This is a genomic window from Caulobacter sp. 602-1, from assembly GCF_003931565.1.
GTDB lineage: Bacteria > Pseudomonadota > Alphaproteobacteria > Caulobacterales > Caulobacteraceae > Caulobacter.
In genome coordinates, this window is the sequence record NZ_RRYI01000007.1 from 160,253 (window position 1) to 173,437 (window position 13,185).

At 66.8% G+C, this 13,185-nt stretch carries 10 protein-coding genes; 6 read left to right on the top strand and 4 right to left on the bottom strand.

What is annotated here, in order from left to right; genetic code table 11:
* Window positions 1–177: 177 nt before the first annotated feature.
* On the bottom strand, window positions 178–2,895 hold the full coding sequence (locus EIK80_RS19925; RefSeq protein WP_125158761.1) for an AAA family ATPase: 2,718 nt from the start codon (window positions 2,893–2,895) through the stop codon (window positions 178–180).
* Window positions 2,896–3,119: 224 nt separating this feature from the next.
* On the opposite strand from EIK80_RS19925, the gene EIK80_RS19930 reads away from it, so the two are divergent.
* The 4 genes from EIK80_RS19930 (at window position 3,120) to EIK80_RS19945 (ending at window position 7,714) form a co-directional block, all read left to right on the top strand.
* Window positions 3,120–4,745: a hydantoinase/oxoprolinase N-terminal domain-containing protein gene (locus EIK80_RS19930; protein ID WP_125158762.1), complete on the top strand. Its 1,626-nt coding sequence runs from the start codon at window positions 3,120–3,122 to the stop codon at window positions 4,743–4,745.
* A complete protein-coding gene (locus tag EIK80_RS19935) occupies window positions 4,735–5,838 on the top strand; it encodes a DUF917 domain-containing protein (protein ID WP_125158763.1) in 1,104 nt (367 codons plus the stop codon). The genes EIK80_RS19930 and EIK80_RS19935 overlap by 11 nt, the downstream gene beginning before the upstream one ends.
* Window positions 5,839–5,966: 128 nt before the next feature.
* On the top strand, window positions 5,967–7,115 hold the full coding sequence (locus tag EIK80_RS19940) for a cytosine permease (RefSeq protein WP_199743555.1): 1,149 nt from the start codon (window positions 5,967–5,969) through the stop codon (window positions 7,113–7,115).
* Window positions 7,112–7,714, top strand: coding sequence for an FMN-binding negative transcriptional regulator (locus tag EIK80_RS19945; protein WP_199743556.1), 603 nt, complete (start codon window positions 7,112–7,114; stop codon window positions 7,712–7,714). The genes EIK80_RS19940 and EIK80_RS19945 overlap by 4 nt, the downstream gene beginning before the upstream one ends.
* 164 nt (window positions 7,715–7,878) lie before the next feature.
* Here EIK80_RS19945 and EIK80_RS26465 read toward each other — a convergent pair whose 3' ends face one another.
* Window positions 7,879–8,193: a hypothetical protein gene (locus tag EIK80_RS26465; protein ID WP_199743557.1), complete on the bottom strand. Its 315-nt coding sequence runs from the start codon at window positions 8,191–8,193 to the stop codon at window positions 7,879–7,881.
* 156 nt (window positions 8,194–8,349) lie between these two features.
* Between EIK80_RS26465 and EIK80_RS19955 the strand changes: the two genes are divergently transcribed.
* Both EIK80_RS19955 and EIK80_RS19960 read left to right on the top strand, forming a co-directional pair.
* A complete protein-coding gene (locus EIK80_RS19955) occupies window positions 8,350–8,727 on the top strand; it encodes a MarR family winged helix-turn-helix transcriptional regulator (RefSeq protein WP_233586893.1) in 378 nt (125 codons plus the stop codon).
* Complete coding sequence (locus EIK80_RS19960; RefSeq protein WP_125158767.1) at window positions 8,724–9,539, top strand: NAD(P)-dependent oxidoreductase; 816 nt, start codon at window positions 8,724–8,726, stop codon at window positions 9,537–9,539. The genes EIK80_RS19955 and EIK80_RS19960 overlap by 4 nt, the downstream gene beginning before the upstream one ends.
* 457 nt (window positions 9,540–9,996) lie before the next feature.
* On the opposite strand, the gene EIK80_RS19970 is transcribed toward EIK80_RS19960, so the two are convergent.
* Together EIK80_RS19970 and EIK80_RS19975 are read right to left on the bottom strand one after the other, a co-directional pair.
* Window positions 9,997–10,701, bottom strand: a complete 705-nt coding sequence (locus EIK80_RS19970; protein WP_125158768.1) for a LamG domain-containing protein — start codon at window positions 10,699–10,701, stop codon at window positions 9,997–9,999.
* 203 nt (window positions 10,702–10,904) lie between these two features.
* Window positions 10,905–13,175, bottom strand: coding sequence for a hypothetical protein (locus EIK80_RS19975; RefSeq protein WP_125158769.1), 2,271 nt, complete (start codon window positions 13,173–13,175; stop codon window positions 10,905–10,907).
* Window positions 13,176–13,185: the final 10 nt, after the last annotated feature.

Below are 13,185 nucleotides of genomic sequence, written 5' to 3' on the forward strand. Positions count from 1 at the left end.
CCCGCCCAGGTGTTGAGACACCCTGTGCTTGGCCGCCCGTCAGCATTCAACAGCAGCCCTCGCGAGGGGCCTTGTGATTTTCAGGGTAAGGAGGGAGTGACAACGGGTAAGCGCGTCGGTCCTCGCCCGCAGCGAACCGGACCGCCTCACGTCCGTCCTCGCCCGTCCCGTCCAGTGCTAGAGCTTAGACGGACCTTCGACAGGGATCAGCAATCCGCGTTCACGCGATACGCGCACAGCGTCGCGACGAGTGGTCACGTCGATCTTTCGGAAGATCGACTTGAGGCGGTATTTGACCGTGTCTGGCGACATGCCGATCAATCGCGCGATTTCCTTATTGGAAATGCCCTGACCCAGATGGCGAAGAATGGTGGCCTCAGCGTCGTTGAGGCCGTCCGGTTCGCCGAGCGCGGAGCGAGTGGCGAAGGCCTTGGACAAGGCCTTGAGGAAGCGCCCGCGGAACCGGTCTCCCGAAGCGGCGGACTCATCGCCGCCGCCCAGGAACGGCTCGACGAAGCCGCGCGCGTCAATGAACGGGCGCAAGAGGCCTTGGAACATGGCGATGCCCACGGCTTCGTCAAAGCTGGCCTGGCTCGCGGCGGTTTCGGATGAACAGCGCAAGCCATAGGCCAGCAGAATGTTGACGTCGATCAAAAGCCGCCCGGCCCCATGCCGGCTGGCCCAACGGCGGAGCGCGCGCAGTTCGGCGATAGCCCGAGCGTGGTCGCCGTCCAACAGCGACAGCTTTACCCGGCAAAGAGCCGCCGCGCAGGCGACGGGCCGGTAAACCGGCGACTCCTGCGCCATTTCGTCGGCCAGCGCGTCCAGGCCGATCTGGGCGGCGTAGGCGCGGGCGGCATTCGCGTCGGGGCCGTACTGGACGAGCAGGTCAAGCTGACAGAGGTCAGCCAGCATCGCCAATTGGCGCAAGCTGCGGTGATCGGCGACGCGGCGGGCCCGCGCCAGGGTCGCATAGGCCTCTTCCATCGCACCGTCAGCGGCCGCGGCGCGCGCAGCGGTGAAATAGGCCGCGGCGTAGACGTCCACCCACCCGTCCGACTGCTCCATATGCGTCAGCGCCCAATCGAGCAAACTGCGGGCCTCGGCGCGGCGGTCTTGCTCGTAGAGCAACTCGGCCTCGAAAGCCGCGCAGTTGGCCGCCAGATCTGATCGCTCGCCAAAGCTACTCGTGATCTGCAGCCGCGCGGCCGCCAGGATGGCGACGGCGTCCTCGTGCCGGCCCTGGGCGCGCTTGATGCGCGCCTCCAGGAAACGCGTGAACAGATCGCTGTAGAGCGATCCCAGCGCCTGATAGTGGTCCCGGGCGGCCAGGGTCGGCTCCAGGGCGCGTTCGAGCCAGCCGCCCTCGAGATACTTCGCCCCCAGGGTCTCGGTGAAATTGGCCAGCACGAGATGGTCGTCCGCCGGAAGAGCGCGAAGCAGCGCCTCACGGTCGAGCAGGTCGTCCAGCGAGACGGGAACATTCTCATAGTCGGCCAGAGTGTCGCCGACGACACGGATTTCCGTCCACAGATCCGCCGACAGGTCAACGCCAGCGGCCGCGACGAGGAAGCGATCGTAGTCTGTCCGGGCCCTGGCCACCTCGCCTTGCTTGATGGCCAGATAGACACGGGCCAGCAACAGCCGCGGCCGCCCCACGATGATCGCCTCGCGCAGCTTTTGAAGTCCGCGTTCGAGGATCGGCTGCATTCCTTGTGGGATCAGCCGCCAGCCGCCCGCCTCTTCGATGATATCGGTGAGGATACCATCGTCATTGGCAAGAATGGCGTGATCGACGGCTTCCGCCACCTCCCCGCGTCTTGCAAACCATCGCGCCGCGCGCCTCTGAAGCGAACGAAACTGACCGATGTCACCGCGCGCCAGATGCTCGCGAAGATATTCGGCGAACAACTGGTGGTAGCGATAGACCTTGCGATCTGACGACAGGGGCGTGAGGAAGAGACCTTGCTGCTCCAGACGTTCCAGGATCAGCCATCCGTCATCGCGATCGCATAGAAGGTTCACCACCTCGCCATTCAGCCGGTCAACCAAGGCGGTTCGGATCACGATCTGCCGCATCTCATCGGGCAGGGTCGCCAGCACCTGTTCGGACAAATAGCGGGCAAGCTCGGAGCTGGGACCGCTGAACCGCGACACCAACTGCCTTTGGTCGGCGCCGCGCTTGAGCGACAGGGAGGCGAGCTGAAGGGCGATCGGCCAACCTTCCGTGCGTTCTACGAGGCTTTGGACATCGTCGTCCCCGAACACACCGCCGGCCCGCGCCAACATCGCCTCGGCCTCAGGGGCTGAAAACTTCAGGTCGTCAGCGAGCAGCTCGAGCACCTGCTCGGCCGCCGCCAGGATCGATTGGCCAAGCCAGGGATAGTCTCGCGAGGCGACAACGAAATGGCAGTTGGCGGGCGCCAGACGGATCAGCGCGGTGAGAAATTCAGTCACCGCCGCGCCTTCAGCGCGATGGAGATCGTCCAGGATCAGCACCACAGGGCGCGGCTCTCGAGCGAGCCGGTTGACGATGGCCGAAAGGGCCGCGCGAGACGGTAGATCCGAAGACATCCGCTCGCCGCCTTCGGCCAAGCCCTCCTCGGCGCTATGGGCGTGCTCAGCGCCATCGATGGCGAGCGCGATATATTGGGCCAAGCGCGCGAGATCGGCGTCATCGCGCTCCAGGGTGAGCCAGGCCACCAGGACGGCTTGGCCTTCGAGGCGACCGCGCCATTGGGCGAGCAGACTGGTTTTGCCGTAACCTGCGGGCGCATGAATGACCGTCAGTCGCCGGCTCAGGGCTTCGTCCAGACGTGCGAGCAATAGATCGCGTCGGATCTGAGCGCCCACCCACGTCGGCGGCGCAACCCTAGTATGGATCAGATCATGCACCGACAAATCCCGCCGTTCACTGGATGCGCTTTCAACCAAGCCCAGCAGCTGGCCAGTCGACCCTAGGAGATCGCCGCAGGCTGCTCAAGCGCGTCCAACCGTTTACCCGTCGGGCTGCGAGGCTTACCCGTTCGGCGCCCTCGGTCACCCGTTTGATGCGTTGCGCCCGGCGGCCAGCCTCCTACCCTGCCGCTCTTCTTGAGACGGTGGCGGGGTGCGAACCGGTGCGGATTGGTGTCGATGTCGGCGGTACGAACACCGACGCTGTGCTCATGCGCGGCCACGAGGTCGTGGCCTGGACCAAGCAACCGACCACCGCGGAGGTGAGCCTTGGCGTCGCCGCGGCGATCGACGCAGTCCTGACCCAGGCAGGCGTGCAGGCCCAGGCCATCTCTTCGGTGATGATCGGCACCACCCACTTCGCCAACGCCCTGGTCGAGCGCAACAGGCTGGACAAGGTCGGCGTCCTGCGGTTGGCCAGTCCATCCGGCGAGGCGCTGCCGCCGATGACCGGTTGGCCCGAGGACCTCGCCGCATGCGTCGGCCGGCATGTCTATCTGCTGCGCGGCGGGTATGAGCTCGACGGCCGGGAGATATCGGCGCTGGACGCTGACGCCGTACGCCAAGCCGCGCGCGATCTGCGAGGTAGGGGCGTCGACGCCATCGCCATCTGCAGTGCATTCGCGCCGATCAACGCCGACATGGAGGAACGCGCGGCCGCGATCGTGCGGCGGGAGCATCCCCGAGCCTCCGTCAGCCTGTCCCACACCCTCGGCCGACTCGGCTTCATCGAGCGTGAGAATGCGACGATCCTCAACGCCGCCCTGACCACTCTGGCGGCCGCGGTGATCGCCTCCCTCGAGCAGGCGCTGCATGCGATCGGCGTCGAGGCTCCACTCTATATTTCCCAGAACGACGGCACCTTGATCTCGGCGACGCAGGCGGCCGCCACGCCCGTGCTGACCATCGGGTCGGGGCCGACCAACAGCATGCGCGGCGCGGCCTTTCTGACCGGCGTGAAGGACGCCATTGTCATGGACGTGGGCGGCACCACGACCGACATCGGGGTGTTGAGCAACGGCTTTCCAAGAGAATCCTCAATAGCCGTGGACATCGGCGGCGTCAGGACCAATTTCCGGATGCCGGACATCCTCGCCATAGGCCTGGGCGGCGGCACGCGCATTCACCTCGCCCCCGAACTGTATGACGCGGACGACCTTGGCGCGGACAGCTTCCGGGTCGGTCCCGGCTCGGTCGGCTTCCGCATCACCGAGGAGGGCATGCTGTTCGGCGGCGCGACCTTGACGGCGAGCGACGTGGCGGCGGCGCAGGGCCATGTGCGGTTTGGCGACCCATCCCGGCTTCCGCCCCTGAGCCCGCAGGTGCGGGCGGCGATCTGGACTCGCTTTCAGACCATCCTTGAGGACGGCGTGGATCGGATGAAGACGACCCGAGGCGATGCGACGATCCTGGCGGTGGGCGGCGGCGCCTTCCTGATCCCCGACGCGCTGAAGGGCGCCGCCCGGGTCATTCGCCCGCCGCACGCCGGGGTCGCCAACGCGGTCGGCGCGGCCATCGCGCAGGTCGGCGCGCAGGTGGACCACATCATCGACTACGCCAAGGTCGCGCGCGCCGACGCCCTGCAAGCGATGCGAGACGAAGCGTGCGGCCGTGTCGTCGCCGCAGGCGGCGACGCCGCCAGCGCTCACGTGGTGGAGGTGGACGAAGTGTATTTGAGTTATCTGCCCGGCCGAGCGGCGCAGGTCAGGGTCAGGGCGGTCGGCGATCTGGTCGGCGGTCGCGCGCCGGTCGCGCCCATCGCCGAAAGCGGGGCGCGCCATGCTTATTGATCGGACGGCCCTCGCCGACCTGGCGCTCGGCGCCGCCTTCCTGGGATCAGGCGGCGGCGGAGATCCCTATTATGGCCAGCTCCTGGGAGAGGCCGAGCTGGCGCGGCGCGGGGCCGTCGAGATGATCGCCCTGGACGCCTTGGCCGACGACGCCCTGGTCGTTCCCTGCGGCTGGATAGGCGCGCCGACGGTTTCGGTGGAGAAGTTGCCCAGCGGGCGCGAAGCCATCGCCGGTCTGCGCCGCCTGGAGCAGATCTTCGGACGCCCGATCGATGCGGTGATGCCCATAGAGATCGGCGGCGGCAACGGCCTGGCTCCCCTGTTCGCCGCCGCGCAACTCGACGTGCCCGTGGTGGACTGCGACGGCATGGGACGGGCCTTCCCCGAGTCCCAGATGGCGATCTTCAACATCCGGGGACTGTCGGCCTGCCCATCGGTCCTGACCGCAGCCTGCGGCGCGCTGACCGTGATCGAGACCGATGACAATCTTACCCACGAGCGGGTCGCGCGCGCGCTCTCGGTGGCCTTGGGGGGCATCGCCCACATGGTCGAATACCCCCTCACCGGTCGCCAAGCGAAGGACCACGCCATCGGCGGCAGCCTTTCGACCGCCATCGCCATCGGGGCGGCCATCCGCGAGGCCCGCGCGCGCGGAGACGACCCGTTCGTCGCCTTGTGCGCGGCGCTGCGCGGGTCAGGCCTCTATCCCCATGCTGGCGTGCTTTTCGACGGCAAGATCGTCGATCTGGAGCGCGAGACGCGCGGCGGCTTTTCGATCGGTCGACTGGCGATCGAGAGCTTCGATGGCCAAAGCCGCATGGATATTGAATTCCAGAACGAAAATCTGATCGCACGCCGCGATGGCGAGGTGGTCGCCATGGTGCCCGATCTCATCACGGTCATGGATCGCGAGACCGCCGACAGCATCACCACCGAGCGGCTGAAATACGGGCAAAGGGTGAAGGTGGTCGGCTCGGCCGCCCCGCCCATGCTGCGCGAGGCTCGCGCGCTGACCTTCGTGGGTCCCGCCGCCTTCGGATTCGCCGAAGACTACCGTCCGATCGAGCAACTCAACGCATGGGATGACCTGTGACGCCTCAGGTCAGCGACGACGCCCCCACCGCACCTGTTGCGCCTCACCTGACGATACCGGGGTGGCGCGTCGCCCTGATCGTGGCCAGCTTCTCCATCGGCCTTCCCGACTTTCTGAATGGCGCGAACATGAGTCTCGCCCTGGGGCTTAGCCAGGCCGTGGCCGCGGCGTTTCTGGCCGGTCTGATCCTGTGCTTGGGCGGTTGCATGACCGCTCTGGTCAGCGTCCGAACGCGGCTTTCCACCTATGTCCTGGTCCAGCGGTCCTTCGGCCGACACGGCGCGGCGGTGATCAACACCGTCATCGCCCTGATCCATTTCTGCTGGTTCGGGGTGAACGCCGCCTTTTTCGGCGAAGCGATGATGATGGCCGCCCAGGCCAACGGCCTGACGGGAAACTTCCCGCTGTTCGTGATCCTCGGCGGCGTGCTGATGACCGGCTCGACGATCATCGGCTTTCGCGCGCTCGACCGGCTGGCCCTGGTCTGCGTGCCGGTCCTCGCCGCGATCCTGATCGCGGTGGCGGTCCTGGCCGTGCGTCAGCACGGTTTCGTCGTGCAGCCCTCCGCCAATCCGCCTGAGCCGATGCGGTTCGGAGTCGCCGTGTCCGCCCTGATCGGGGCCTATATGCTGGCCGTGGCCACCATGCCGGATCTAGCCCGGTTCATCCGCACACGGGCCGGCGCTGTGGCCGGCATGATCTTCTCTTATCCGATCGCCACGCCGCTGATGATGGTCGCGGCGGCCCTGCCGGCGTTGGCGACCCACGAGACCAGCTTCATGAAGCTGGTCGTGGCGCTGGGCCTGGGAACACCAGTGCTGTTCCTGTTGGTTCTGCCGACCTGGACCGTGAACTCGCTCAACCTCTATTCCGCCAGCCTGTCGCTGGGCACGACCTTTCCCGCCGTCCGCCAATGGCTGCTCATCCTCGCCGGCGGCGTGATCGGGACCGTTCTTGCCTTGATGGGCATACTGGATCTCTTCGTCCCCTTTGTCCTGTTCCTCGGCCTGATCATTCCGCCGATCGCAGCGATCTACGTGATCGATGCTCTTGCGACCTTTCGCGGCGTAGATACGACGGAGTCGATCCGTGTGCTGGCGTCGGTGCGCTGGGCCGCCCTGGGGACTTGGGCGGGATCGATCCTGGTGGCGGTGCTGGCCGCCTATAAGGGCTGGACCCTGACGACCGTACCGGCGCTGGATGCGACCCTCGTCGCCAGCCTCGCCTATGGACTGATCCTATGGCTGCGGGCCAGGCGCGGTCTGTCGATCACGTGACCAGTCCCTTCGAACGGTTCGACGACGGGGACGTCCGCGCGTTGATCGCCGAATATCCCCTCGCTTGGGTCGTGGCGCGCGGCGCCGATGAGGATGACGGAGCCCTGTTGCCGCTGGTGGGCGTCCATGACGCGGCCGGGCGGCTGACCGAAGTGGTCGGGCACTTCGCGCGCTCCAACCCGTTGGGCGCGGCTCTGGCCGCCGATCCTAGCGCCACGCTGATGTTCAGAGGCCCGGAAGGCTACGTCTCGCCCGAGCATGCCGGACGGCGCGACTGGGCCCCGACCTGGAACTACGCCCAGTTGACCGTGCGCGGAGAAATCACCTTGGAGCCGGAGCGCACGGGCGAGGCGCTCGACATGTTGATCCAGGCCGTCGAGCATGACCGGGCTGCGCCCTGGCGAGCAGGCGAACTTGGTCCCCGCTACACTCGCTTGCTGGACCAGATCATCGGCTTTCGCCTGCGCGTCGACACCGTGCGCGGCAAGTTCAAGCTCGGGCAGGACGAAACCATCGAGACGCTTCGCGCCATCCTCGACAACCATCCCGATCCGGGGTTGCGGCGGTGGATGCGCAGACTCAACAGGGCGCGACTTTGAGCCTGTGAAGCCCTTGGCCGCGCCCTCTCCGCCTCCGATCAGGTGTCGCCCCGGTTATCCGGCTTTCATCGCCTCGAACCGGAGACTAGGCGATCTCGTCAGCGCCTCTCTCGGCTCGACGGCCAGGGCGACGAAGAGATCCCGAGGATCCCCGGTCTCGGTGATCAGCCCTGGACGTCCAAGACCCAGCGCCTCGCTCTTGTCACGCAGATAGCCCAAGGCCGCGAAGCCCTCGAGGCGAAGCCCACGGAATCGACGATGGTGACCTGGCCATGATCGGTGCGACCTGGCGCGACGCCGGTCAGCAGAGCCCAAAGCTCCGCCACCGGGAAGTCGGGCTCCATCTGCTGGATTTCGCCCTCGATGCGGGTCTGGGGCGCGTATTCCACGAACACCCCCCACTCCTCGGCCTGCTGCGCGCCGACGGCCGCGCCGATCGCGCGGCTGGCCTTGGAGTTAAAGCGATGGTGTCGAGGCAATCCCGCTTGGCGCACGGACAAGGCGAATGGCGTTCGGCTCTTGACATTTTGTTTGCAGGCTAACATTTTTGTTAGATGGCTAACAAAAACGAACACGCGCGATATGCCTCGGTCGGCGCATGGGCAAAGCGCTGCTATCTGACGGGGAGATCGGTGATGGATAGCGCGCTGCGGCCGCATGGCCTGGGCGCGACGCAATGGTACGTCTTGCATCAGCTCGCCGAGGTCGGCCCGACGATGCAGCGCGATCTTGTGCGTCTTCTGGAGATCGAGCGCGCGACTTTGAGCATCGTCATCGCGTCGCTGGTTCGAAAGGGCTTGGTGGAGCAGGTCGCCGATGCGGCCGATATGCGCCAGAAGCAGCTTTTTTTGACACCAGCGGGCCGAGCCCTCTGGGACGAACTGCCTGATCTGGGCTTCATCCAGGACGTCGCGTTCGACGGCCTTTCCAAGAGCGATATCGAGATCGCGGCCCGGGTGCTCCGACAGGCGACCGAGCGTCTCCAGCAGCAATTGAAGGGCGTAAAGGCATGAAGATTCTCGTTACCGGCGCGACCGGGCTCGTCGGCCAACGCCTGGCGCCGCGCCTGGTGGCGGCCGGGATGGAGTGCCATGCCCTGGTCCGCCAGGGCGGCAAGGTTCCGAGCGGCGTCGTCGCGGCGGAAGGCGATCTTTTCGATCCGGCGTCGCTGGCCAAGGCGGTCGACGGCATGGAGGCGATCGTCCATTTGGCGGCGGTGTTCCGCACCCAAGACGTCGACCTGATCTGGAAAAGCAATCTGGAGGGGACGCAAAATCTGATCGCGGCGGCGCAGGCGCATGCCGACACGGCGCGCTTCATCCTGGCGAGCACCAGCAACGTCTATGATCGCCAGGGCGCCCGCCCGGCACGCGAGGGCGACGCCGTCCAGCCCGAGCAGGCTTATCCGGCTAGCAAGGTCGCGGCTGAAGAGGCGTTGCGGCGGAGCGGGCTGAACTGGTCGATCACCCGCTTTCCCTTCGTCTATGGCGACGCCGACGGTCATCTGGAGATGCTGCCGCGTCATGTTGAGGCCTTCGGCTTCCATCCCGCGCATCGCATGAGCACGATACATCATCGCGATATCGCCACGGCGATGGAGATGGCGCTCGCCGGCGCGTTCGACGGGCGCATCGTCAACATCGCTGACGACGCGCCTCTTTCTATCTACGAGCTGGTCGGGCTCGCGGGCGGGACGATGATGCCGTCAGCCGAGCCGACCCAAGACCCCTGGTTCCTGCACGTCGATACCTCGCTCGCGCGCAGCCTTGGCTTCAAGCCGAAGATCCAGACGGTCCATCAGGCGGCGCGGGAGGCTAGGCTCTAAGAGAAACGCGCTTAGAAGCTGGCCTACGCTTGAGGCATGGCCAAGTCCGCGGCCGCGCGTCAGTCGTCCGACGCGGACAGTCCCGTAGTAGCGGTGCGTGGCCGGCGAGCCTCAGGGACATGAATTCAATGAAGAGCCGCACGCGCTTGGTATTGCGCGCCTCACCCTGGTGAGGATCCAGAGCGCGCCGTTTAGGCGTGGCTCGATCCCCGGCGCCCGCGTCAGCAAGGGGTCCGCGTCACCGACAAAGCACGGCAGTCTAGTCATCCCGATGCCTTGGCGTACTGCGGCGACCTGGGCGTCGGCGTCCGGAGCCCTGCCCATCTGCGGCGCTTCATCCTCATGGACCTCTACGCCGGAAACCCGCGCGGCGTACGCGGAGCGTGATGCGCGCGTGCGAGCGCACGCCTAGGAGTTCGGCGCGCGTCTCTAGGCCCGTGCGGCGATCGGGCGCTCGTCAGCGCGTCTTTTGCAGCGCCTCCGGCGCCAGGGCGCGGGGCGCGAAGCGGGCCTCTCGGATGGCGCCCTTGAAGTAGTCGACCTTGTTCATGCGGGCGCCGATCGAGCTGCGCCCCTGGCTTTGGGGGGCGAAGGCGATGTCGGCCTCGCCCTGCAGTTCGCCGTTGACGAACGACCGGTAGGTCTTGCCGTCATAGCTCTGGGCGACCCAGTACCAGGGGCCGATCGGATAGGTCTTGTCCAGGAACAGCAGGGTCTGCTTGTAGCCCTGCCCCGTGGCGAAGGCGTCCAGGCTCCAGGCGCCGTCCTTGACCCGGATCTCGAACAGGATGCGCGTCACCGAAGGCGGCGCGCCGGGCGTCGAATCCTCTTCATTGAGGTGGAACCAGCGCTGGGCGAAAGCCCCGCCATCGGGGCGGAACAGAGCCTCGAAGGTGAACTCGCCCATGCCGGCCAGCGGATGCTTGGCGATGACCAGGCGATCGTCGACGCCGTCGAACTGGACAGCCTTGCCATAAGGACTGTCGACCAGGATCGGATCGCCCTCGACCATGGTGTCGACGCCGCCGATGTTGGAGAGGCGGTCGAAGACCCAACGGATCGGGCCGGGCCGCCGGGTCATCGCCTTCGCGCCGCCAGCCCATAGACCGCCGGCGAGGGCGCCGCCGCCGACCAGGACTTCGCGTCGTCGCAAAACGCCCATCACTCTGCTCCTCAAACCCCATCCAGCCCGATGCCAGCTTCCGGACCGTATAGGTCCGCTGCTCGGAAAGCGAAACGACGGGCGTTTAACCCGATCGCGGAAACGGTCGCGGCGACGGACGCAGGCAGATCCGGGGCCGGCCAGCCCCCAACGCCCAGCAGACAATCCCTGAAAGCCTCGCACTGACTTGATGACAAAAGCTATTAAGGCAACGGCTTGAAGCCCTCGGCCTTGACCGTCCACTTCCCATCCTTGGGAAAGCCAGGGGTCGGTCCTTTCGAGCCGTCCCAGCCGCCCGCCATCATCGCCACGGCCGCCAGCAGCGAGCCGTTCGACGGGAAATAGGTCTCGGCCGCGCGGCGATAGCCTGGGCCGTCCGGTCCCATCGCCTCGCCCGCCGGCGCGATCTGACCGCCCGACGCCACGGTCGTGGGCACGACGACTTGAGCGTGTTCGTCCTGGTGCACGCGGGGCGTCATCCCCGAGACGCCGAACTTGTTGTTCTTGGCGTCGTAGAACAGCCAGTCGACGGCCTTGTCCGGTTCGCCCAGGCGCGCGGCGGTCATGGCCGCCATCGGATAGTCCCAGCCCCAGGTCTGCCGCAGATCCCAGTCGGTCTCCACGGCCCGCAGGGTGCGCCGCATGGTCTCCGGATCGGCCTTCCCGGGGATCAGGCCATAGGCCATCAGGAACGAGGGGTGGTCGCGGTTCATGCACTTGGGATCGACGGCGTGTTTGGAGCACGCGGCGCTCTCGGCCACGTCCCAGAAGTCGGGCGCGGACTCGGCCGGCAGGTAGAGGCCGTCCTTCGTCGCCAGCGGAGCCAAGCCCTTGATCACCGCGTCCCACTCGGGCTTGCGCTTCAGGCCGGCGCGGGTCCGCCACGCTTGAGCCGTCTCCAGCCCCCAGCGGTAATATTCCAGCTCGAACGCCGGGTTGAAGGTGGTCAGTGGGTCATAGTTCTCCTGCACCGGGATGATCGGCGGCCCCAGGATGAAGCGGCCCTTGTCGTCCTTGTGCGGGAAACTGGCCAGCAGGTCGGCGGTCTCGGAAACCAGTTGGCCGTACTTGGCCAGGGTCGCCTTGGTCGGTTTGTCGCGCCAGATCAGCTCGGACATCCAGATCGGATGCGGCTGCTGCCACATGATGAACGGCGAGACCTTGCTGGGACTGTCGACGCCGTCGGGCCCGACCATCTTCGGCCACCAGGCGCCCTTCAGGCCGTGGCTGGCCGCACGAGCCTTGGCGTCCTTCAGATGTCCAATGTACCAGGGCAGGCTGCGCTCCAGGTACTCGGGCTTGTTCCAGAGCGCGAAGTGGCCCGCGTGCCAGGCGTGCATCTCGAGGTGGAACTTGCCGTTCCAGCTATTGGAGAACAGCCCCTCCTCCTGCGGCGGAACCTCGCCGGCGCCGTTCAGCGCCATCAGGTACTGCGACAGCACCACGCGGCGCTCCAGCTCGGCCGCGCGCGGGTCGGTGCTGCCCGAGAAGTCGACGGCCGCGCCCTGCGTCCAATAGGACTTCCAGTGCGCCCGCGTGGCCTGGTCGGCGACGGTGACGGTCGGCAGTTGCTTGGGCAGCGGCGCGCGCGAGAAGGCCACCTCCAGCCCCAGCGTCCGCCCCTTGGCCTTGGGCGCGACGACAAAGGCATGCGGACCCGAGGCGGTGAAGTCGACCGCGCGATCAGCCTGCAGGGCGGCGAGATAGCGGGTCTCGTCCAGCTGGCGCGAGACGTCGAGGCGCGTCGCGCCCTCCCCGGTCACCTTGGTGGTGTGCAGTTCCGGGTGATCCCAGTCGGAGGGATCCGGATTGAGATTCCTGGAGACGCCCGGGAACTTCACCGACAGCTTCAGGCGGCCCTGCTCGACCAGCGCGGAGTCGATATCGACCACGATCATGTCGAGCCTCGGGTGGACCCGCGTGCGGACCGCCACGGCCTCGCCGTCGTAGGTGAAGCGGCTGGTCAGCACGCCGGTCCACAGGTCCAGCGTCTGCTCGGTCTGCTTCAGGTCCTCGAACTTGGCGGGCTTGCCGGCCTTGTCGCGCAGGTCGAGAGCCACGCGGCCCAGCGAGAAGCGGTGCGGGTTCTCGCGCAACCACAGCAGGGCCGGCCGCTTCTCGCCCTCGTTCCAGTCGGCCATGTAGGCATAGGGCTGCTTCGTCCCGCGCACGTCGATCGGAACGGTCCCGTCGGCATAGGTGTAGTGGTTTGGATTGGGAAAGGCGTGCCAGGCCCACTGGGCTTCGGTCAGCAGCGGCGCGATCTTGCTGTAGGCCTCGGGGAACGTCTGAAGACCGGTGATGTCGGCGGTGAAGCCGATCTGGCCGTTGCCGACCATCAGCGGCGACGACGGATCGACGGCGGTCAGCCTGACGTCATGCCGGCTGACCAGGGCGCGGCGGTCGATCGGCTGGCCGAATGCCGATGTGGAGAGGCACGCGGCCGCGAGGCCGGCCATCAGAACGCGCTTCATCGGTTACTCC

Coding starts and splice junctions, on each gene's coding strand:
- EIK80_RS19935 (WP_125158763.1), top strand. CDS start 4,735: ATGCTTATTGATCGGACGGCCCTCGCCGACCTGGCGCTCGGCGCCGCC.
- EIK80_RS19940 (WP_199743555.1), top strand. CDS start 5,967: ATGAGTCTCGCCCTGGGGCTTAGCCAGGCCGTGGCCGCGGCGTTTCTG.
- EIK80_RS19955 (WP_233586893.1), top strand. CDS start 8,350: ATGGATAGCGCGCTGCGGCCGCATGGCCTGGGCGCGACGCAATGGTAC.
- EIK80_RS19960 (WP_125158767.1), top strand. CDS start 8,724: ATGAAGATTCTCGTTACCGGCGCGACCGGGCTCGTCGGCCAACGCCTG.
- EIK80_RS19970 (WP_125158768.1), bottom strand. CDS start 10,701: ATGGGCGTTTTGCGACGACGCGAAGTCCTGGTCGGCGGCGGCGCCCTC.
- EIK80_RS19975 (WP_125158769.1), bottom strand. CDS start 13,175: ATGAAGCGCGTTCTGATGGCCGGCCTCGCGGCCGCGTGCCTCTCCACA.